Raw genomic sequence first — 19,945 nt, forward strand, 5'->3', positions numbered from 1 at the left:
CGGAATCGTGCGTCCCGGAGCGGCCCCCGGTCGTCGTGCGGCCGGATGCTTCTGCCCCTACGCCGGCGGGCGGGGACGCCCGGGACGTACTACGCCGGAAGTAGCCGGAGAATACGCCTCCCCGCCGAGGATCAACGCGACGAAACGCCCTAATCTGCAGAGGTGAGCTATCTGGAGCGATGGCGGCCGATCGCCCAGGACGGCCTGCTCGCCGGCGTCGTGGCCGTCCTGCTGGCGGTCAACGCGATCGCCGCGCGGAACCCGACCGTCCTCGACCTCGCGGCCGTGCTCGCCGGCTCGCTCGGGCTGGTGTGGTGGCGGCGGGCGCCGCTCGTCGCGTTGTCCGTCAGCACCGCCTGCATGCTCGTGTACGCCGTGCACGCCGTGCCGGGCCCGCCGGCCGCCTTCCCCGTGCTGGTGTCGGTGTTCGCCGCGGTCAGGTACGGCCACCGCCTGCCCGCCGCGCTGGCCGGCGCCGTGTTCCTGGGCGCGTACCTGAGCGCCGCCCTGGCCACCGTCACCGACCGGCCGGCCTTCGAGACCGTCCAGGGCACGACGCTGCTGCTCGGCTGGTTCCTCGCCGCCGGCGTGACGGGGACGGTGACCCGGCACCGGCAGGCGTACCTGGAGCAGGCCGAGCAGCGCGCCGCCGAGGCCGAGCGGACCCGCGAGGAGGTCGCCAGGCGGCGGGCGGGCGAGGAGCGCCTGCGCATCGCCCGCGAGCTGCACGACTCGCTCACCCACAGCATCTCGGTCATCAAGGTGCAGGCAGGGGTGGCGGTGCACCTGGCGCGCAAGCGCGGCGAGGAGGTGCCGGCGGCGCTGCTGGCCATCCAGGAGGCGAGCGGCGACGCCATGCGCGAGCTGCGCGCCACGCTGGAGGTGCTGCGCGACGAGCCGGCGACGGCCCCGCCTCCGGAGGCGACGGCGGGGGATGCGGAGGACGAGCCGCCCGCGGACCCGGCGCCGAGCGGGCTCGACCGGCTCGACGACCTGGTGCAGCGGGCCCGCTCCATTGGCCTGCCGACCACGGTGACCGTCGAGGGGGACCGGCGCGCGCTGCCGCCCGAGGTGGACCGGGCCGCGTACCGGATCGTCCAGGAGGCGCTGACCAACGTCTCCCGGCACGCCGGCGGCGCGGCGGCCGAGGTGCGCGTCGAGTACGCGCCCGCCGAGCTGGTGGTGCAGGTGGACGACGACGGCGCGGCCAGCGCCGACGCGCCGCCGGTGCCCGGCACGGGCCTGCTCGGCATGCGCGAGCGCGTGACGGCGCTCGGCGGCCGGCTCCGCACCGAGCCGCGCCCCGAGGGCGGCTTCACCGTCCGCGCCGAGCTGCCGCTGCGGGAGCCGGCGTGATCCGGGTGCTGCTCGCCGACGACCAGGCGCTCATCCGCGGCGGCTTCCGCGCCTTGCTGGACGCCGAGGACGACCTGGAGGTGGTGGCCGAGGCCGCGAACGGCGAGCAGGCCGTCGCGCTGGCCCTGGAGCACCGCCCCGACGTGGTCCTGGTGGACATCCAGATGCCGGTGATGGACGGCATCGAGGCCACCCGCCGCATCGCCGCCGACGAGCGCCTGTCCGGCACGCACGTGGTGATCCTCACCAACTACGGCCTGGACGAGTACGTCGTGGACGCCATGCGGGCCGGCGCGGGCGGTTTCCTGGTGAAGGACACCGAGCCCGCCGACCTGCTCCAGGGCGTCCGGGTGGCGGCCCGCGGCGACGCGCTGCTCTCCCCCGCGATCACCCGCCGCCTCATCGGCGAGTACGTCGCCCGCCGCCCCGGCCCCGCCGCCGAGGGACTGGAGGTGCTGACCAACCGCGAGCGCGAGGTCGTCGCCCTGGTCGCCCGCGGCCTGTCCAACGACGAGATCGCCGCCCACATGGTGATCAGCCCGACGACCGCGAAGACGCACGTCAGCCGGGCGATGACCAAGCTGCGGGCCCGCGACCGCGCCCAGCTCGTCGTGTTCGCCTACGAATCCGGGCTGGTCACGCCCCGGCGTGGTGGAATGGGGGCGGATCACTAGGAGGGGGCGTTTTCGTGGGCATTGTTTCGCGCGGCTTCCACGGGAAGCGGAGGGACGGCGGCGACCGGCTGCCGCCCGGGCAGTATCTGGTCGAGGACTTCCCGGTGCTGTCGGCGGGTCCGACGCCGCGGGTGCCGCTGGAGCGGTGGGAGTTCGCGATCGACACCGAGGCGGGGCAGACGCACCGCTGGTCGTGGGACGAGCTGATGGCGTTGCCTCAGGAGACCCCCACCGTCGACATTCATTGCGTGACCAAGTGGTCGAAGCTGGACACCACGTGGGAGGGCGTCTCCCTGGACGTGCTCTTCGAGGACGTCGAGAGCGCCGCCGACTACGCGCTGATCTACTCCTACGGCGGCTACACGACGAACGTGCCGGTCGAGGACCTGCTCGACGGCAAGGCGTGGATCGCGCACCGCTTCGACGGCGAAGAGCTGGCGCCCCAGCACGGCGGCCCGGCCCGGCTGGTCGTGCCGCACCTGTACTTCTGGAAGTCGGCCAAGTGGGTCCGCGGCATCCGCCTGCTCAACGAGGACTACCCGGGCTTCTGGGAGACCGCGGGCTACCACAACTACGGCGACCCGTGGCGCGAGCAGCGCTACGAGGGCGACTAAGGTGCGCCCGCGCCTGATCTGGCGGACCGCCCGCCTGCGCGAGGCCCGCGTGGAGACCGGCACCGCGCGCACGCTGGTGTTCGAGGTGCCCGGCTGGCCGGGGCACGCGGCCGGCCAGCACGTGGACGTGCGGCTGACGGCCGACGACGGCTACACCGCGCAGCGCAGCTACTCGCTGGCCGCGCCCGCCGACGGCGAGCTGCTGGAGCTGACCGTCGAGACGGTGCCGGACGGCGAGGTGTCGCCGTACCTGACCGAGGTGATGCGGCCCGGCGACGAGGTCGAGATCCGCGGGCCGGTGGGCGGCTGGTTCGTCTGGCGGCCGGCGAGCAAGGCCCCGGTGCTGCTGGTGGCGGGCGGGTCCGGCATCGTGCCGCTGATGGCGATGATCAGGGAGCGCAGGCGGGCGGCCAGCCGGGTGCCGTTCCGCCTGGTCTACTCGCTGCGCGCCCCCGAGAGCCGCTACTACGCCGAGGAGCTGCGCCGTCCCGAGCCCGGGCTGGACGTCACCTACCTCTACACCCGGGCCACGCCCGACGGCGTCTCCCGCCCGGCCGGCCGCATCCTGCTGGCCGACCTGGCGGAGGGCGGCTGGCCGGCCGGCTTCGAGCCTGACTGCTACGTGTGCGGCCCGACGGGGTTCGTCGAGGCCGCCGCCGATCTGCTGCTGGCGCTCGGGCACGCCCCCGAGCGCATCAGAACCGAACGATTCGGTCCGACCGGAGGTTGACCCATGACCGCTGAACACCTGGACGGCAACGCTTTGGCGGGCCCGCTCGGCGAGATCTTCGCCGTCGACGTCACCGCCGCCACCGGCCGCTGCGCGAGCTGCGGGCTGGCCGGCCCCGTCGGCGGGCTGCACGTCTACGGCCCGGAGCCGGGGCTGGTGGCGCGCTGCCCCGGCTGCGAGGAGGTGGTGATGAGGCTGGTGCGCGGCCCCGGCACGGCCTGGCTCGACCTGCGCGGCACGGTGTCCCTCAGGATGAGCCTGCCCGAGTGAGCTTCCTGACCTCGGGGTGAACATAACGGGGCCGATCAGGGCGAACGACCCCGTCCGGGCGCAGGAGCGCCGCCGACTGGGTACACTCGGCCTCGATCCACGGCCGAGAACTGTACGGCGAGGCTCTTGGCCAGGGGCGGCCGCCCTTCGGCCCCGTCCCTTGGGAGTCACGTGAGCAGCGGGGTTGTCGACGCGCCGCCTTCCGAGCCGGGCGCACGACCGCGCCGGCGCAGCCGCCGCTGGCTGCGCTGGGTGCTGGCGGTGTCGGTCACGGTCGTCCTGCTGGTGGTGGGCGTCGCGGTCGGCGTCCTCGCCAAGCTGAACGGCAACATCAAGCACGAGGACGTCACCGCCGACGACCTCGGCGCGACCCGGCCGCCGAAGGTCGCCGGCACCGCGATGAACGTCCTGGTGGTCGGCTCCGACCAGCGCGACGGCAAGAACGCCAGGTACGGCCACCACATCGCGGGCGAGCGCACCGACACGATCATGCTCATGCACGTGTCGTCCAACCGCGACAACGCGATGGTCATCAGCTTCCCGCGCGACTCGCTCGTCCAGCTCCCGGCCTGCCGCGCGACGGGCGCGTTCCCCGGCCAGCGGCCGCACCTCGGCATGATCAACGAGTCGTTCAACTCGGGCGGCATCGCCTGCACCTGGAAGACGATCGAGAGCCTCACCCACATCCGCATCGACCACTTCGTGAAGGTCGACTTCACCGGCTTCAAGGGCATCGTCAACGCCCTCGGCGGCGTCGAGGTCTGCCTGCCGCAGCGCGTGGACGACAAGAAGGCGCTGCTGCACCTGCCCGCCGGGCGGCAGACGCTGACCGGCGAGCAGGCGCTCGGCTACGTCCGCGCCCGCTACAGCCTCGGCGACGGCTCCGACATCGGGCGCATCCAGCGGCAGCAGATGTTCATCGCCTCGATGGTCAAGAAGGTGATGAGCGGCGAGACGCTCACCGACCCGGCCAAGCTGTTCGGCCTGCTCGACGCCGCCACCAAGGCGGTCACCACCGACCGCGACCTGACCACGGGCGTCATGAAGGACCTGGCGACCAGCCTCCAGGGGCTCAACGTCGGGAAGATCCGGTTCATCACCACCCCGTGGCACTACTCGCTCACCCAGCCGGGCCGCGTGGAATGGACGCAGCCGCAGGCCGGGCACCTGTTCCAGATCGTCGCGAAGGACCAGAGCGTCGAGGGCATCAAGGGCGGCCAGGCCAAGGTGGGCCGCTCCAAGATCCAGATCGAGCTGCGCAACGGCACCTGGCGCGGCGGGCTCGGCACCCAGGTCGCCGCCTTCCTGGAGCAGCGGGGCTACCACATCACCAAGATCGGCGACACGGCCCGCAAGCCGCAGGCCAGAACCACGGTCCTGTACGGCCCCAACGGCGAGACCCGCGTCCCCACGCTCACCGCCGACCTGCTCGGCGCGAAGCTGCGCGAGGTGCCGGCGGCCAGGACCAACCACCTCATCCTGGTCATCGGCGACGACTGGAAGGGCCTGAAGGCGCTGCGCCCGGACGACACCGAGGCCATCAAGGGCTTCGACGCCACCCACGACTCCTGCGCCACCTGATGTCCGGTTCATCGCCTGATTAGCTATAAAGTCCCTTCCGTGCTGTACGGCAGAGCCACGGAGACCGCCGCCGTCGAGGCCCTGCTCGCCTCGGCCCGGGCCGGCCGCGGCGGTGCGCTGGCGCTGCGCGGCGAGGCCGGCGTCGGCAAGTCCGCCCTCCTCGACCACGCCGCCGCCCTCGCCACCGCTCCCCCCGAGCCCGGCGCGGCGACGGCTCCTCTGGCCGTGTTGCGGGCCGACGGCATCGAGCCGGAGTCCGACCTCGCCTTCGCCGCGCTGCACCAGCTCCTGCACCCGCTGACCCACCTGCTGGACGCCCTCCCCGCGCCGCAACGCGACGCCCTGTCCGCGGCGCTCGGCCTGGCCCACACTCCCGGCCTCCGGGCGGACCGGTTCCTGGTGGCGGCGGGCGTGCTGTCCCTGCTGACCGAGGCGGCGGCGCCCGGCGGGCTGCTGTGCCTGCTGGACGACGTGCAGTGGATGGACCGCGCCTCGGCCGACGCCCTGCTGTTCGCGGCCCGCCGCCTGCGCGCCGAGCGCATCGCGATGCTCTTCGGCGTACGCGGGGACGCGCTGCTCAAGGGCGTGCCGGAGCTGCGGGTGCCCGGCCTGGACGAGCAGAGCGCCGCGGCCCTCCTCGGCGTCGCGCCCGGCGGGGTGGCGCCCGGGGTCGCGGCGCGGCTGTGGGCGTTGACCGGGGGCAACCCGCTCGTTCTGCGTGAGAGCCTGACCGCGCTGTCCCCGGCGCAGCTCGCCGGGCACGCGCCCCTGCCGGACCCTCTTCCGGGGGGCGAGCAATTGTTCGGCGACCAGGTCGCCCGGCTGTCCCCGCAGGCCCGCCGCCTCCTCCTGTTCGCCTCCCTGGAGGCCGACCTCGCCCTCGCCTTGCGCGCCGCGGCCACCGGCACGCCGCCCGCGCCCTCGAACGACGGCACGGGCGGCGGCGGCACGAGCGGCAGCACGAGCGGCGGCACGAGCGGGGGCGCGGGCGGCGGCGCGGGCGGGGGCGCGGAGCCGCGGCCCTCCGACAGCGCCACGATGTCTGGGGCTTTCGACAGCGCCACGGAGCCTGGGCCTTTCGACGGTGCGGCGGCACTGCACGCGGCGGAGGCCGCCGGGCTCGTGACGGCCGCCGACGGGGTGGTTCGGTTCCGGCACCCGCTCGTCCGGTCGGCCGTGCACGCCGCCGCCACCTCGGCGGAGGTGCGGGCCGCGCACGCCGTGCTCGCCGGGCTGACCTCCGGCGACCGGCGCGCCCTGCACCTGGCCGCCGCCGCCCTGGGCCCGGACGAGCCGGTCGCCGCCGAGCTCGCCGCCGCGGCCGCGCGGGCGGAGGCGCGCGGCGGCTACGGTGACGCCGCCACGGCCCTCGCCCGGGCCGCCGAGCTCACCCCGGAACCGTTCCGCAGGGCGGAACGGCTGAAGGACGCCGCCACGGCCGCCTGGCTGGCCGGACGCCCCGGCCAGGCCGAGACGCACCTCGCCGAAGCCCGCGAGCTGGCACAGGCCGCCTCCGCGACCGTCTCCGAGAGCGCCCCCACGACCACGTCCGGGAGCGCCCCCACGACCACGTCCGGGAGCGCCCCCACGACCACCCCCGAGAGCGCCTCCGCAACCGCGTCCGGGAGCGTCCCCGAGACCGCGTCCCCCGTCGCCGGGTTGCTGGAGGAGATCGCGCAGCTCCACGGCCGGTTCGAGCTGAACTCCGGCGACGCCGCCGAGGCCGTCCGCGTCCTGGCCGCGGGCAGCGGCATCGGGATGCTGGCCGACGCCTTCGAGGCCGCCAGCTACGTGGGCGACGTCCAGGCGATGGTGGAGCTGGGCCGCCGGGCCAGGAGCCACCCGCCCGGCTTCCTGCGCGACGTGATCGCCGGCGTCGGCGCCATGCTGGCGGACGGCAGCGGCGGCGAGCTGCTGCGCGGGGCCCTCGCCCGTACGGACGAGCTGACCGAGGCGGCGGAGCTGCTGTGGGCGTCGGCGGCGGCCAGCTACCTCGGGGAGGCCGACGTCTCCGCCGAGCTGGTCGAGCGGGCGGGCCGGGCGGCCCGGGTGTCGGGGATGGTCGGTCAGCTCCCGGTGGTGCTGGAGTTCGTCGCCACGGGCGAGCGGTTCAAGGGCAGGCTGAGCGAGAGCGCCGCCGTCGCGGAGGAGGGCCTGCACCTGGCCCGCGAGGCCGGGTACAGCAACTCGGTCGCCGCCCACCTGGCCAACCTGGCCGTCGTGGCCGCGCTCCGGGGCGAGGAGGAGCGCTGCCGCCACCTCGCCGAGGAGGCGCTGACCATCGCGATCCCGCACCGGATCGGGCTTCGCGCGGGTGTGGCCGCGTACGCGCTGGCGCTGCTGGACCTCGGCCTCGGCCGGTACGCGGCGGCGCACGCGCGCTTCAGCGCCCTCGCCACGGCCGGGCCCGGCGCCGGCCACCCCACGGTGACCTGGCGGTCCACCCCCGACCGGGTGGAGGCCGCGCTGGCGGCGGGCGAGCACGCGGCGGCGGCGGAGGCGGTGGCGGCGTACGAGCGGTGGGCCGCGCACGCCGGCACCGACGAGTCACAGGCGCTCCTGGCCCGCTGCCGCGCCCTGCTCGCCGCCCCAGGCACGGGCCAGGGAGCCGGGCAGGGAGCCGGGCAGGGAGCCGGGCAGGGAGCCGGGCAGGGAGCCGGGCAGGACGGCGTGGACGCTGAGCTGTTCGAGGAGGCGCTGCGGCGGCACGCCGAGCCGGTCGAGCGGGCGCGCACCGCCCTGCTGTACGGCGAGCGGCTGCGCCGCGCCCAGCGTCCCGGCCAGGCCAGGGACCATCTGCGCGCGGCGCTGGAGACCTTCGAGCGGGTGGGGGCCGCGCCCTGGGCCGAGCGGGCGCGCGGCGAGCTGCGGGCGGCCGGCGAGGCCGCGAGCCGGCCCGCGAGCGACGCGCAGACCCTGCTGACGCCGCAGGAGCTGCGGATCGCCCGGCTGGTGGCGGAGGGGGCGTCCAGCAAGGAGGTGGCGGCGCGGCTGTTCCTCAGCCCGCGCACGGTCGAGTACCACCTGTACAAGATCTATCCCAAGCTGGGCATCACGACCCGTACGGAACTGGCCCGGCTCCTGTGAGCACCAGTAGTCCTACTGAAGGCACGCGCCGCCGGGCCGGGCACTCTTGAGGCATGTCAACGAACATGATCGAGATCGACGGCGTGGAACTGTGGACCGAGGAGTTCGGCGACGCCGCGCACCCGCCGATCCTGCTGGTGATGGGCTCGATGTCGCAGGGCGTCCTGTGGCCGGACGAGTTCGTCGGGCGGCTGGTCGCCGCCGGCCGCCGGGTCATCAGGTACGACCACCGCGACACCGGCAGGTCGGCCACCTTCGACTTCGCCACGCAGCCGTACACCTGGCACGACATCAGGGACGACGTGCTGCGGGTGATGGACGCCTACGGGCTGGAGTCCGCGCACCTGGTCTGCCACTCGGCGGGCGGGCTGCTCGGCCAGTACCTGGCCGTGGAGCGGCCGGAGCGGGTGCGCACGCTCACCGTGATCGGCTCCTCGCCGCTCGGCGGGCACGAGGGCGAGGTGATCCTGCGGGCGCTCACCGGGCAGCCGCAGCCGGAGGGGAGCCTGCCGCCGCCGCGGCCGGAGTTCGTGGAGCTCTACACCCGGCTGATCGCCGCGCCGCCGCCCGCCGACCGGCGCGAGCAGGTGCAGCGCATGATCGACGAGGCCCGGGTGCTGAACGGCACCGCGCTGCCCTTCGACGAGGACGCCGAGCGGCGGATCCAGGAGCGGGTGCTGGATCGGGCCAGGGACCTGTCGGCCGTGGCCAACCACCGCCTGGCGCACGCCGCCTGCCCGGACTTCGAGCCGGAGGGCGTGCTGGACCGGGTGAAGGCGCCGACGCTGGTGATCGAGGGCACCCACGAGCCCGCCAAGCCGGGTCACAGCGCGATCATCGCCGAGCGGATCCCGGGTGCGGAGCTGCTGATGATCGAGGGGATGGGGCACATGCTGCCGCCCCAGGTCCACGAGGAGCTGGCCGCGGCGATCGTGCGCCACACGGCCCGGTGACGGCCGCCGTACCCGCGAAGTGATCTTCGAGGTGCGGGACGCCCGGGCGTGTCGCCCGGGCCCGCCGGGACTGATCGCGATCGGCAGCTCACCCTCCGTCGCGTCCGCGCCGCCGGCACGTCGCACCGGCGCCACGACGACCGCCGGACGGTGAGCGCCTGCCTCGACGCCCTGGTCGAGGCGGTGCTCCGCGTCCGGCCCGTCGTCCGCGCCGTCGTCCGCGCCGTCGTCCGCGCCGTCATGCGCGCCGTCGTCGCCCACGCGTCGCCTGCGCCGTCGTCTCCTGCGCCGTCATCTACGGGCGCCGTGCCTGCTCGCCGCGCCGTGGGAGCCCCGCCCGGAACCTCTCCTGGACGGTCCTGCGCACCGAGCCTGGACGCCGCCGGAGACATCGCCGAAGACGCTGCCGAAGACGCTGCCGAAGACGCCACCGGAGACGCGCGTCATTGCGCGCGCTCGGCCTCCGGCTCCGGCGCCGTGCTCGGGTACATCTCCTCGCGCCGCGTGTCGGCACCGAGCTCCTCGCGAAGCCGGTCGTAGTCGATGTTGTGGTTGGCGTACTTCAGCTGGCGAGCGACCTTCGTCTGCTTCGCCTTGGCTCTTCCTCGGCCCATGGCTACTCCCTAGTCCCCGCTGTCATGCTATCCAACAACGTTACGACTTGAAGAATTATGCAACTGCGCTGGATTAGTCTTGCAATATGCACGTGGAGGTCTATCAGGCCAAGGCCGACTTCTTCCGGACGCTCGGCCACCCCGCTCGCATCAGAGTGTTGGAGCTTCTCCAGGAAGGGCCGCTACCCGTCAGGGATCTTCTGGCCCAGATCGACATCGAGCCGTCGAGCCTTTCCCAGCAGCTCGCGGTCCTGCGCAGGGCGGGCATCGTGAGCGCCATCCGCGAGGGCAGCACCGTGGTCTACACGCTGGCCACCCCCGAGCTGGCCGACCTGCTCGGAGCCGCCCGCCGCATCCTCACCGACATGCTTGCCGACCAGGGCGAACTGCTCGCCGAGCTGAGAGCCGAGGTCACCTAGCGGGCGCCCGGGCGGGGCCCCCGTCCCGCCCGGGCGCACCGGAGATCAGCCCGCCGCCGGCCGCCGCCGCACGTGCTTCGGATACCAGGCAGTGAAGGCGGCGGGCACCACGAACGAGAGCACCTTGACGGCGACCACCACGGTCGTGGCGTGCGGCGAGAGCGCCAGCACGTACGTCAGGGAGATCGCCGCGACGGTGAAGGCCACCGCCCAGGCCACGGTGATGACCACGTTGACGCGGTAGAACTGCGGCGTGTCCCAGACCTCGCGCGGCGCCATGGTCCGCGCGATGCCCAGCGTGAACGGCCGCCGCACGGCCAGCGACCCCCACGCCGTGCCGGCCAGCCAGACGTTGACCAGCGCGGGCCCGTACGGCGTGAGCGGCGAGTGCGGGGCCACCAGGGAGAGCACCGTCAGGCAGGCGAAGAACAGCGCCGCGCTGGACTCGATGACCATCTCGTCCCAGCCCCGGCCGGCCCGCCGGTCCAGCAGGACGAGCGCGACGGCGATGACCAGGCCGGTGATGGCCCCCCAGCGCCACTCGTCGCTGGTGGCGACCACGGCGTAGACGATCCAGGGCAGGAAACCGAGCAGACCGCGCATTGCTCTCACTCTCTACATTCCTACAGTGACATGTCGAAGCTAGACCCTCCACTTTCGATGTGTCAATATAGGAATATGAGCCTCCGACACGCCGTGCTGGGCCTGCTCGCCGAAGGGCCGGCGAGCGGCTACGACCTGATGAAGCTGTTCGACGTCTCCCTGGCCAACACCTGGCCGGCCACCCAGAGCCAGCTCTACTCGGAGCTGGGCAAGCTCGCCGAGGCGGGCCTGGTCGCCGTTGCCGCCGAGGGGCCGCGCGGGCGCAAGGAGTACGCGATCACCGACGCGGGCCGCGCCGAGCTGCGCCGCTGGATCACCGACGTCGAGCCGACCCGGGTCACCCGCAGCGACATGTTGCTGCGGGTGTTCTTCCTGGCCCAGGTGTCACCCGAGGAGGCCCGCGGCTACCTGCGCAACCAGGCCGGGCTCGCGGCCGAGCGGGTGGAGCGCCTGGAGGGCATCCGCCCGTTCGTGGAGGACGGCGACGACAACCTGTCCCGCTACGGCCGGATCGCCCTGGAGTACGGCCTGCGCCTGGGCAAGGCCCAGCAGGAGTGGGCCGAGTGGGCCGAGAGCCAGATCAAGTAGGCTCCTGGCCATGGTCTCCGAGCTGTTCGATCCCAAGGCGTGGCAGGCGGTCGAGGGATTCGACTTCACCGACATCACCTACCACCGGGCGATCGACCAGGGCACCGTGCGCATCGCCTTCGACCGGCCCGAGGTGCGCAACGCCTTCCGCCCGCAGACCGTCGACGAGCTCTACCGGGCGTTCGACCACGCCCGGCAGAGCACCGACGTCGGCTGCGTGCTGCTCACCGGCAACGGCCCCTCGCCCAAGGACGGCGGCTGGGCCTTCTGCTCCGGCGGCGACCAGCGCATCCGGGGCAAGGACGGCTACCAGTACGCCGACGGCACGGCCGCGACCGGCCGCCTGCACATCCTGGAGGTGCAGCGGCTCATCCGGTTCATGCCGAAGGTCGTGATCTGCGTGGTGCCGGGCTGGGCCGCGGGCGGCGGCCACAGCCTGCACGTGGTGGCCGACCTCACGCTCGCCAGCGCCGAGCACGCCCGCTTCAAGCAGACCGACGCCGACGTGGCCAGCTTCGACGGCGGCTTCGGCTCGGCGTACCTGGCGCGGCAGGTCGGGCAGAAGTTCGCGCGGGAGATCTTCTTCCTCGGCGACACCTACACCGCGGCCGACGCCCACCGCATGGGCATGGTCAACGCCGTCGTGCCGCACGCCGAGCTGGAGGCCACCGCCCTGGAGTGGGCCCGCAAGATCAACGGCAAGTCGCCGACCGCGCAGCGCATGCTGAAGTTCGCCTTCAACATGATCGACGACGGGCTGGTCGGGCAGCAGGTGTTCGCGGGCGAGGCGACGCGGCTGGCGTACATGACGGACGAGGCGGCCGAGGGGCGCGACTCGTTCCTGCAGAAGCGCGAGCCCGACTGGTCGCCGTTCCCCTGGCACTTCTAGGGGCGGCCTCAGGCCACCTGGAGCACGATCTTGCCCTGGATGTGCCCCTGCTCGGCCCGCTCGTGCGCCTTCGCGGCGTCCGCGAGCGGGTGGACGCTGTCGAGGCCGACCCGGAGGAGCCCGGCGTCGGCCAGGCGGGCCAGCTCGGCCAGTTGCCCGCCGTCGGAGCGCACCTGCCCTGAGGGGAAGGTGATGCCGCGCGCGGCGGCGCGCTCGCGGTGGTACTCGCCGAGGAAGACCGGGCTGATCGTGCCGCCCGGGGCGACCACCGGCACGAGCCGGTGCCCCTCCGGGCCGCCGACGGTGTCGAAGAGGTGGTCCACGTCGCGGACGACGTCCTCGGGCGGCGTGACGGTGTAGTCCACGAACTCGGCCGCGCCGAGGTCGCGCAGGAAGCGCTCGTGGCGGCCGGAGGCGACCGCGATGACCCGGGCGTCCCTGGTGTTCGTCGCGAGCTGGATGAGGAAGTGCCCGACGCCGCCGGCCGCGCCGTTGACCAGCACGGTTCTGCCCGGTTCGAGCCGTACGTGGTCGAAGAGGAACTGGTAGGCGGTGAGCCCGGCCATCGGGATCCCGGCGGCCTCGACGTGGTCGAGCGCGGCCGGCTTGCGGGCCAGGTGGGACGCGGGCGAGGTGGTGTACTCGGCGTAGCCCCTGCCGCCGTCGCCGTCGACGGGCGGGAAACGCACCAGGCCGAACACCTCGTCGCCGACCTCCCACTCGGTGACGCCGGGGCCGAGCGCGGCGACCACGCCCGAGATGTCCGAGCCGGGCGTGAAGGGCAGGCGCAGGGCAGGGCGTAGCTCCTCGGGGATGTTGGCGAAGCCGGTCCTCGCGTACCAGTCGGGCGGGTTGAGACCGGCCGCGCGCACGCGCACCAGCACGTCGCCGGGGCCCGGCTCCGGACGCGGGACCTCCTCGGCCACCAGCACCTCGGGGCCGCCGAAGGCGTGCACGCGCACGGCCGTCATCGTCTGTTCCGTCATGGTCGCTCCCTTGTCGATAGGATGTGGAGCACTGCTCCGGAATATAACCGGAGCAGTGCTCCACATACAAGGGACGGTGCCGTGACGGACGAGGAACCCCGCGCCCCCAGAGCGGACGCGCAACGCAACCGCGCCCGCATCCTGGAGGTCGCCCGGACGGTCGTGGCCGAACAGGGCACGCAGGCATCGCTGCGCGACGTCGCCCGCCGGGCCGGCATCGGCCTCGGCACGCTCTACCGCCACTTCCCGACCCGGGACGAACTCCTCGAAACCCTCCTCAGCGACCGCTTCGACCGGCTCGCCGCCCGAGCCGCCGCACTGGAGTCCACCCGGCCGCCGGCGGACGCCCTCGCACAGTGGGTCAGCGACTTCGCCGAAGGCGCCACCGCCTACCGGGGCCTCGCCGCCTCGATGCTGGCGACCATCGAGGACGAGACGTCGTCGTTGCACGCCTCCTGCCTGGCCATGCGGCAGGCGGCGGGACGACTGCTCGGCAACGCGCAGGCGGCCGGGGCGGTGCGGGCCGACGTGGACGGGACGGACCTGTTCGCGCTGGTCAACGCCGTGGGCTGGATCGCCGACCAGGCCCCGTCCCTGTCGGCGCGCCGCGCCCACCTCCTCTCCCTCGTCCTCGACGGCCTCAAACCCCACTGACCCCCTCTCTCCCCTCAGGACCCCCGCCGCAGCCGCCGCAGTACGGCGAAGGGCACGGGGCCGGCGGCGCACCCGGCCCGGCACCCCACACTCCTCCCCCGAAAGGGCTCACCGGCGAGGTCGGCAAGCCAACCCGAGGAGCGTGCGCCTCCCCCGGAAGAGGGCGCGCCTCTCAGGAGGGCCGGGCTCTCCCGGAAGGACGCCGCCGGAGTACGGAGGGAGGGTGGGCCCTCGCCGCCCTTCCCCCGGCGAGGGGCCCCTGCCCGGAGGGCCCGCCGTAGCACGGCGGTCAGGCGCAGGTGCGGCCGATGGGGGTGGCGACAGTGGGGTGGCCGAGGTAGCGGTCGATGGAGTGCGGTTCGTTGCCGTTCTCCACCTCCACCTGCCGCAGCGGCGTCCCCCACGACCGCTCCAGCGGGTGCCCGAGCGCCACCACGTCGTTCACGTCGTACGTCGTCAGCCAGTCCACCCCGGGATGCACCGTCCCCCGCGCCAGCAGGTTCCGCTGGATGGTGGGCAGGCCCAGCGGCGAGCCGGCCGTCACCCACAGCGTCACGCGCCGCCGCACCGCCTCCTCCACCAGCAGGTCGCGGCCGACGACCGTCCCCAGGCTGTGGGTGACGAGCACGATCGGCCCGTCGGCGGGGAGCTGGCGGCGCACCTCGGCGAGCACCGGCTGCCGGCCGTGGCTGAGGTAGACGGCCACGTCCTGGAGGAAGACCTTGATGATCTCCTTGTCGACGCCGGTGCGCCGGCACACCCATTGGAGCATCTGCCGGGCCAGCGTCCAGGTCAGGATGTCCTCGATGCCCGCCTCCAGCGGCGAGCCGACCGCGCCGGCCAGGTCCGCCATCAGGCAGCGTTCCAGCGTGCCGGTCTCGGCCGGCAGGTACGGGTGGAACGGCACCTCCTGCGTGGCCTCCACCGGCACGGCCTCGGCGAGGTCGGGCAGGCCCGCGATCTCGGCGGTGACCCGGTGGAGCACGTTGCCGTAGTACGCCATCACGGCCTGGACGGGCGGGCGAGCCAGGCCGAGCCCGGCCGACAGCGCGTGGTCCCACTCCTCCAGCAGGGCTCGCGGGTCCTTGCCCTCCTGCCCCCGGCCGTGGATGAAGACGAGAGTCGTCACGTGGGCAGCGTAAGGACGGGCGGCCCCGGGGCGCGTCAGGGTGCGGATAGGGGGAAGCCCTAGCCCGCGCCCCGGGGCAGACTGGGAGCATGAAGATCGTGGTGCCGGAGGCGCTGACCGCCTCGCACGTCAGGTGGGACGGCGAGGCCGGCCGCGCCTGGACGGCCGGGCTGCCCGCGCTGGCCGGGCGCTATCTGGAGGAGTGGGAGCTGCGGCTGGACGGTGAGCCGGGCCACGGCGTGGTGTCCCTGGTGCTGCCGGTGGTCCGGGCGGACGGGACGCCGGCCGCGCTCAAGCTGCAGCCGGTCACCGACGAGAACGTCACCGAGGCGGTGGGCCTGCGCGCCTGGGCCGGCGACGGCTCGGTCCGCCTGCTCGCCGAGGACCCGGCCACCGGCACCCTCCTGCTGGAGCGCCTGCACGCGGGCCGCAGCCTGTCGGCGGTGCCGGACGACCTGGAGGCGCTGGCGGTCCTCACCGCCCTGCTGGCGCGCCTGGTCGCCCACCCCGCTCCGCCCGGCCTGCGCCGCCTGGCGGACCTCGCGCGGGGCATGCTGGACGGCGTGGACCGCGCGCTGGCCGCCCTCCCCGGCGAGGACGACCGCCGCAGGCTGCGCCGCTGGGCCGGCGCGCTCGCCGAGGTGGCCGCCGAGCCCGGCGACCGGCTGCTGCACTGGGACCTGCACTACGACAACGTGCTGGCCGCCGACCGGGAGCCGTGGCTCGCCATCGACCCGAAGCCGCTGGCCGGCGACCCGGGCTTCGACCTGTGGCCGGCGTTGCACAACCGCTGGGCCGACCTGGCGGCGACGGGCGACGTCGGACGGGCGGCGCTGCGCCGCTTCGACCTGATGGCCGACGTCCTCGGCCTGGATCCGCGCCGCGCGGCCCGCTGGACGCTGGGCCGGGCGCTGCAGAACGCCCTGTGGGACGTCGAGGGCGGCGCGGGCCGCCTCGACGAGGCGCACGCGACCCTGGCCGACGCCGTCGCCCGCCGCCTCTGACGAGATCCGGGATCGCCTCTGACGGAGCCCGCCGGCCGTCCCTCTGACGGATCGCCGCCGGTCAGAGGGTCAGCACGATCTTGCCGTGGCCGTGGCCGGTCTCGATCTCGCGGTGCGCGTCCGCCGCCTCCGCCAGCGGGTACGCCCGCCGCACCGGCCAGGCGAACCGCCCCTCGGCGTACCGCGCCGCGTAGCGGCCGAGCCGTTCGGCCGTGCGCTCGCCGCGTACGGTCTGGACGCCCAGCTCGGCGGCCCGCCCGTGCTCGACGAGCGTGACGATCCGCGCCCGGTCGGCGACCAGCTCCAGGGAGACCTCCAGGGCGTGGCCTCCGGCGCCGTCCAGCGCGGCGTCCACGCCGCCGGGCGCGAGCGCCCGCACCCGGTCGGCCAGCCCTTCCCCGTAGGTGACCGGCTCGGCGCCGAGCGCGCGCAGGTGGTCGTGGTTGGCCTCGCGGGCGGTGCCGATCACCCGCGCGCCGCGGGCCACGGCGATCTGCGTCGCGGCCGTCCCGACGGCTCCGGCCGCGCCGTGCACCAGCAGCGTCTCGCCCGCCTTGACGCCGAGCCCGTCGAGGGCGAGTTCGGCGGTCTGCACGCCGGCGGTCAGGCCGCCGGCCACCTCCCACGGCACGCCGGGCGGCTTGGGGGCCACGTCCGTCGCGTCCACCACGATGTACTCGGCGTAGCCGAACAGCCGCGAGAAGCCCAGCACCTCGTCGCCCTCGGCCAGGCCGGTCACGCCGGGGCCGACGCGGTCCACCACCCCGGCGAACTCGTTGCCCGGGATGCGCGGGAAGGGCACCTCCCCCAGGTACGGCGGCAGCCAGCCGGCCCGCACCGCCGTGTCGAAGGGCTGCACCCCGGCCGCCCGCACCCGCACCCGTACCTGGCCGGGCCCCGCCTGCGGGACCGGCAGTTCCATCACCTTCAGCACCTCGGGGCCGCCCGGCTCGGCGAACGCCGCCGCCCTCATCACGTTAGTCATGACCGCCAGCATGCAACCTCAACCTAGGTTGAGAGCAAGTCATCCCGACTTTCAGTCCCGTTTTGGGAACTATCTTCTTTAGTCGTGCTTTATCTAGATATAGTCCGTCGAGACATCGACGCGGGGGATGGGCACAACGGGGTGTGATGGCCGACTTCTTTAGTACGGCGTTGAGTTTTCCGACTGTCGTTTTCAGTTTCCTGCTCGTGGTGGTCGTCGGTTATTGGCTGATCGTCATCACCGGAGTGGTCGAGCTGGACGACGACGCGGCCTGGCTGGGGCTCGGGGGAGTCCCGGCCGGCGTCACGCTCTCGCTGCTGATCGCGCTCGCCTGGCTGCTGTGCCTGATCGGCAGCCAGGTCGCGAGCGGCGGCCCGCTGCTCGCCGTCCCCTTCGCCGCCGCGGGCGGCGCGTGGCTGGCCGTCCGGGGGCTCATCGGGCCGCTGCGCAGGCTGTTCCCCGAGGGCGACCGGCACTCGCGCGGCGACCTGATCGGCCGGCCGTGCGTGATCAGGACCGGCTCGGCGAGCCCCGAGTTCGGCCAGGCCGAGGTCTCCGCCGCCGACGGCTCCACGGCCGTCGTCCAGGTGCGGACGACGGGCGCGGACCGCCTCGCCCGCGGCGACAAAGCCCTCATCTTCGAATACGACAAAGACGGCGAATTCTTCTGGGTCATGCCCTACGAAAGCGAGATTTGATGGACGTCATCTCGACAGGTTTCGGTGTTTTCTTAGCGGTCGTCCTGGTCGTCGCGATCGGCCTGCTCGTCATCATCGGGCGCCTTTTCCGCAAGGTCGAACAGGGCAAGGCACTCATCGTCTCGAAGGTCAACAAGGTGGACGTGACGTTCACCGGCGCCGTCGTGCTGCCCGTCGTCCACAAGGCCGAGATCATGGACATCTCGGTCAAGACCATCGAGATCGAGCGCTCCGGCCGCGAGGGACTGATCTGCCGGGACAACATCCGGGCGGACATCAAGATCACCTTCTTCGTCCGGGTGAACAAGACCGCCGAGGACGTCATCAAGGTCGCCCAGGCCATCGGCACCGCCCGCGCCAGCGACGAGGGCACCCTCCAGTCGTTGTTCAACGCCAAGTTCTCGGAGGCGCTGAAGACCGCCGGCAAGCACCTCGACTTCGTCGACCTCTACACCAAGCGCGACGAGTTCCGCGACGAGATCATCCGCCTCATCGGCACCGACCTCAACGGCTACAGCCTGGAGGACGCCGCCATCGACTACCTGGAGCAGACCAACCTGCTCCAGCTCGACAAGAACAACATCCTCGACGCGCAGGGCATCAGGAAGATCACCGAGCTGACGGCCATCGAGCACGTCCGCACGAACGAGTTCCAGCGCAGCGAGGAGAAGGAGATCACCCGCCAGAACGTGGACGCCCGCGAGGCCATCCTCGAACTCCAGCGCCGCCAGGCCGACGCCGAGCTGAAGCAGCGACGCGAGATCGAGACCGTCAAGGCCCGCGAGGAGGCGGAGATCGCCCGCGTCCAGGCCGAGGAGCGGCTGCGCGCCCAGAGCGCCAACATCAAGGCCGACGAGTCCCTCGGCGTGCAGCGCGAGAACCTGGCCCGCGAGGTCGCGGTCGCCGAGAAGAACCGCGAGCGGGTGATCGCCATCGAGAGTGAGCGCATCGAGAAGGACCGCGTGCTGGAGGTCATCGCCCGCGAGCGGGAGACCGAGCTGTCGCGCATCGCGAAGGACAAGGAGGTCGAGTCCGAGAAGCGGGTCATCGCCGAGGTCATCCGCGAGCGCATCGTCGTCGACAAGACGGTGGCCGAGCAGGAGGAGGCCATCAAGCGGCTGCGCGTGGTCGAGGAGGCCGAGCGCACCCGCCAGCAGGTCGTCATCGCCGCCGAGGCCGAGGCCCAGGAGAACCTGGTCAAGGACATCAAGGCGGCCGAGGCCGCCGAGGCCGCCTCGAAGTTCCGCGCCCGCGAGGAGCTGGTGCTGGCCGAGGCCCGGCAGCAGGCCGCCGAGCTGGAGGCGCGGGCCAAGATCCGGCTCGCCGAGGGCGTGCAGGCCGAGGCCGCGGCGAGCGGGCTGGCGCAGGTGCAGGTCAAGGAGCGCGACGCCGCGGCCATCGAGCAGGTCGGCCGCGCCGAGGCCGCCGCGCTGCGCGAGAAGCTGGCCGCCGAGGCCGACGGCGCCAAGGCGATGGCGCTGGTCGAGGGCGAGCGGCTGAAGGCCCAGGCGGCGGGCGAGCAGGCGATGGCCCTGGCCGGCGCCGCCGCCGTGGGCGAGCGGCTGAAGGCCGAGGCCGAGGGCCTGACCGAGAAGGCCGCCGCGCTGGCCGCGCTGGACGAGGCGAGCCGGGCGCACGAGGAGTACCGCCTGCGCCTGGAGGCCGACAAGGAGATCCGGCTCAAGCACATCGACGTCTCCCGCGCGGTGGCCGAGTCGCAGGCGAGCGTGCTGGCCGCCGGGCTCGCCAAGGCCAACATCGACATCGTCGGCGGCGACACGATGTTCTTCGACAAGGTCGTCGGCTCGATCACGGCGGGCAAGGCCGTGGACGGGTTCGTGGAGCACTCGCAGGTCGCCGGCGCGATCGCCGGCCCGTACGTCAACGGCCAGGCCAGCCTCGCCGCCGACCTCGCGAACGTCATCAGCGGGGTCCGCTCCGAGGACCTCAAGAACGTCACCGTCTCCGCCCTGCTCATGAAGCTCATCGCGGCCGGCGGCCCGCAGGTCACCGCGCTCGGCGAGCTGCTGGAGACCGCCCGCCGGCTCGGCGTCGCCGACTCCCCGGTGAACGGCGCGCACACGGTGACCGCGCTGGCCGGGACGAAGTGA

20 protein-coding genes are annotated in these 19,945 nt (G+C 73.6%); 15 read left to right on the forward strand and 5 right to left on the reverse strand.

Annotated elements, in window-relative coordinates; translation table 11 throughout:
• Positions 1-162: 162 nt before the first annotated feature.
• The 8 genes from MF672_RS09905 (at position 163) to MF672_RS09940 (ending at position 9,265) form a co-directional block, all read left to right on the forward strand.
• Positions 163-1,356 carry a sensor histidine kinase gene (locus tag MF672_RS09905; protein ID WP_242375572.1) on the forward strand — a complete coding sequence of 398 codons (1,194 nt, stop codon included), beginning with the start codon at positions 163-165 and terminating at the stop codon, positions 1,354-1,356.
• Positions 1,353-2,030 carry a response regulator gene (locus MF672_RS09910; RefSeq protein ID WP_242375571.1) on the forward strand — a complete coding sequence of 226 codons (678 nt, stop codon included), beginning with the start codon at positions 1,353-1,355 and terminating at the stop codon, positions 2,028-2,030. Before MF672_RS09905 ends, MF672_RS09910 begins: the two co-directional genes overlap by 4 nt.
• Before the next feature lie 14 nt (positions 2,031-2,044).
• The gene (locus MF672_RS09915; RefSeq protein WP_242375570.1) at positions 2,045-2,644 is read left to right on the forward strand and encodes a sulfite oxidase-like oxidoreductase; all 600 of its coding nucleotides are present in this window, start codon (positions 2,045-2,047) and stop codon (positions 2,642-2,644) included.
• A 1-nt stretch (position 2,645) separates the two neighbouring features.
• Entirely contained in the window at positions 2,646-3,374 is a 729-nt protein-coding gene (locus MF672_RS09920) for a ferredoxin reductase (RefSeq protein WP_242375569.1), read from the forward strand.
• Between the two features lie 3 nt (positions 3,375-3,377).
• Positions 3,378-3,644 carry a DUF6510 family protein gene (locus MF672_RS09925; protein ID WP_242375568.1) on the forward strand — a complete coding sequence of 89 codons (267 nt, stop codon included), beginning with the start codon at positions 3,378-3,380 and terminating at the stop codon, positions 3,642-3,644.
• A gap of 171 nt (positions 3,645-3,815) precedes the next feature.
• On the forward strand, positions 3,816-5,225 hold the full coding sequence (locus MF672_RS09930) for an LCP family protein (RefSeq protein WP_242375567.1): 1,410 nt from the start codon (positions 3,816-3,818) through the stop codon (positions 5,223-5,225).
• A gap of 39 nt (positions 5,226-5,264) precedes the next feature.
• The gene (locus MF672_RS09935) at positions 5,265-8,312 is read left to right on the forward strand and encodes a helix-turn-helix transcriptional regulator (RefSeq protein ID WP_242375566.1); all 3,048 of its coding nucleotides are present in this window, start codon (positions 5,265-5,267) and stop codon (positions 8,310-8,312) included.
• 53 nt (positions 8,313-8,365) lie between these two features.
• Positions 8,366-9,265, forward strand: coding sequence for an alpha/beta fold hydrolase (locus tag MF672_RS09940; RefSeq protein ID WP_242375565.1), 900 nt, complete (start codon positions 8,366-8,368; stop codon positions 9,263-9,265).
• Between the two features lie 443 nt (positions 9,266-9,708).
• Here MF672_RS09940 and MF672_RS09945 read toward each other — a convergent pair whose 3' ends face one another.
• Complete coding sequence (locus MF672_RS09945; RefSeq protein ID WP_242375564.1) at positions 9,709-9,879, reverse strand: DUF3073 domain-containing protein; 171 nt, start codon at positions 9,877-9,879, stop codon at positions 9,709-9,711.
• A gap of 86 nt (positions 9,880-9,965) precedes the next feature.
• On the opposite strand from MF672_RS09945, the gene MF672_RS09950 reads away from it, so the two are divergent.
• Positions 9,966-10,298: an ArsR/SmtB family transcription factor gene (locus MF672_RS09950; protein ID WP_020542962.1), complete on the forward strand. Its 333-nt coding sequence runs from the start codon at positions 9,966-9,968 to the stop codon at positions 10,296-10,298.
• A gap of 45 nt (positions 10,299-10,343) precedes the next feature.
• On the opposite strand, the gene MF672_RS09955 is transcribed toward MF672_RS09950, so the two are convergent.
• Positions 10,344-10,901: a DUF3159 domain-containing protein gene (locus MF672_RS09955; RefSeq protein ID WP_242375563.1), complete on the reverse strand. Its 558-nt coding sequence runs from the start codon at positions 10,899-10,901 to the stop codon at positions 10,344-10,346.
• Between the two features lie 75 nt (positions 10,902-10,976).
• Between MF672_RS09955 and MF672_RS09960 the strand changes: the two genes are divergently transcribed.
• Together MF672_RS09960 and MF672_RS09965 are read left to right on the forward strand one after the other, a co-directional pair.
• Positions 10,977-11,489: a PadR family transcriptional regulator gene (locus MF672_RS09960; RefSeq protein ID WP_242375562.1), complete on the forward strand. Its 513-nt coding sequence runs from the start codon at positions 10,977-10,979 to the stop codon at positions 11,487-11,489.
• A gap of 10 nt (positions 11,490-11,499) precedes the next feature.
• Positions 11,500-12,378 (forward strand): 1,4-dihydroxy-2-naphthoyl-CoA synthase, encoded by an 879-nt coding sequence (locus MF672_RS09965; RefSeq protein ID WP_242375561.1) that lies wholly within the window; start codon positions 11,500-11,502, stop codon positions 12,376-12,378.
• An 8-nt stretch (positions 12,379-12,386) separates the two neighbouring features.
• On the opposite strand, the gene MF672_RS09970 is transcribed toward MF672_RS09965, so the two are convergent.
• The gene (locus MF672_RS09970) at positions 12,387-13,364 is read right to left on the reverse strand and encodes an NADP-dependent oxidoreductase (RefSeq protein ID WP_242375560.1); all 978 of its coding nucleotides are present in this window, start codon (positions 13,362-13,364) and stop codon (positions 12,387-12,389) included.
• An 81-nt stretch (positions 13,365-13,445) separates the two neighbouring features.
• Between MF672_RS09970 and MF672_RS09975 the strand changes: the two genes are divergently transcribed.
• Positions 13,446-14,018 (forward strand): TetR/AcrR family transcriptional regulator, encoded by a 573-nt coding sequence (locus MF672_RS09975; RefSeq protein WP_242375559.1) that lies wholly within the window; start codon positions 13,446-13,448, stop codon positions 14,016-14,018.
• A gap of 289 nt (positions 14,019-14,307) precedes the next feature.
• Here the strand turns inward: MF672_RS09975 and MF672_RS09980 are convergent, their stop codons facing one another.
• On the reverse strand, positions 14,308-15,147 hold the full coding sequence (locus tag MF672_RS09980) for a lipase family protein (RefSeq protein WP_242375558.1): 840 nt from the start codon (positions 15,145-15,147) through the stop codon (positions 14,308-14,310).
• A gap of 89 nt (positions 15,148-15,236) precedes the next feature.
• Here MF672_RS09980 and MF672_RS09985 point away from each other — a divergent pair, with 89 nt between their 5' ends.
• Positions 15,237-16,151: an aminoglycoside phosphotransferase family protein gene (locus MF672_RS09985; RefSeq protein ID WP_242375557.1), complete on the forward strand. Its 915-nt coding sequence runs from the start codon at positions 15,237-15,239 to the stop codon at positions 16,149-16,151.
• Between the two features lie 61 nt (positions 16,152-16,212).
• On the opposite strand, the gene MF672_RS09990 is transcribed toward MF672_RS09985, so the two are convergent.
• A complete protein-coding gene (locus tag MF672_RS09990; protein WP_242375574.1) occupies positions 16,213-17,124 on the reverse strand; it encodes an NADP-dependent oxidoreductase in 912 nt (303 codons plus the stop codon).
• Between the two features lie 182 nt (positions 17,125-17,306).
• On the opposite strand from MF672_RS09990, the gene MF672_RS09995 reads away from it, so the two are divergent.
• Together MF672_RS09995 and MF672_RS10000 are read left to right on the forward strand one after the other, a co-directional pair.
• A complete protein-coding gene (locus MF672_RS09995; RefSeq protein ID WP_242375556.1) occupies positions 17,307-17,834 on the forward strand; it encodes a YqiJ family protein in 528 nt (175 codons plus the stop codon).
• The gene (locus tag MF672_RS10000) at positions 17,834-19,945 is read left to right on the forward strand and encodes a flotillin family protein (RefSeq protein WP_242375555.1); all 2,112 of its coding nucleotides are present in this window, start codon (positions 17,834-17,836) and stop codon (positions 19,943-19,945) included. The genes MF672_RS09995 and MF672_RS10000 overlap by 1 nt, the downstream gene beginning before the upstream one ends.

Origin of the sequence: Actinomadura luzonensis, from assembly GCF_022664455.2 — a bacterium.
Taxonomy (GTDB): Bacteria; Actinomycetota; Actinomycetes; order Streptosporangiales; family Streptosporangiaceae; genus Nonomuraea; species Nonomuraea luzonensis.

Bases quoted from the DNA above. Each gene is read 5' to 3' on its own strand.
- MF672_RS09940 (WP_242375565.1), top strand. From the start codon at position 8,366: ATGTCAACGAACATGATCGAGATCGACGGCGTGGAACTGTGGACCGAG.
- MF672_RS09965 (WP_242375561.1), top strand. From the start codon at position 11,500: ATGGTCTCCGAGCTGTTCGATCCCAAGGCGTGGCAGGCGGTCGAGGGA.
- MF672_RS09945 (WP_242375564.1), bottom strand. From the start codon at position 9,879: ATGGGCCGAGGAAGAGCCAAGGCGAAGCAGACGAAGGTCGCTCGCCAG.
- MF672_RS09960 (WP_242375562.1), top strand. From the start codon at position 10,977: ATGAGCCTCCGACACGCCGTGCTGGGCCTGCTCGCCGAAGGGCCGGCG.
- MF672_RS09955 (WP_242375563.1), bottom strand. From the start codon at position 10,901: ATGCGCGGTCTGCTCGGTTTCCTGCCCTGGATCGTCTACGCCGTGGTC.
- MF672_RS09990 (WP_242375574.1), bottom strand. From the start codon at position 17,124: ATGAGGGCGGCGGCGTTCGCCGAGCCGGGCGGCCCCGAGGTGCTGAAG.
- MF672_RS09970 (WP_242375560.1), bottom strand. From the start codon at position 13,364: ATGACGGAACAGACGATGACGGCCGTGCGCGTGCACGCCTTCGGCGGC.
- MF672_RS09950 (WP_020542962.1), top strand. From the start codon at position 9,966: ATGCACGTGGAGGTCTATCAGGCCAAGGCCGACTTCTTCCGGACGCTC.
- MF672_RS09985 (WP_242375557.1), top strand. From the start codon at position 15,237: ATGAAGATCGTGGTGCCGGAGGCGCTGACCGCCTCGCACGTCAGGTGG.
- MF672_RS10000 (WP_242375555.1), top strand. From the start codon at position 17,834: ATGGACGTCATCTCGACAGGTTTCGGTGTTTTCTTAGCGGTCGTCCTG.
- MF672_RS09925 (WP_242375568.1), top strand. From the start codon at position 3,378: ATGACCGCTGAACACCTGGACGGCAACGCTTTGGCGGGCCCGCTCGGC.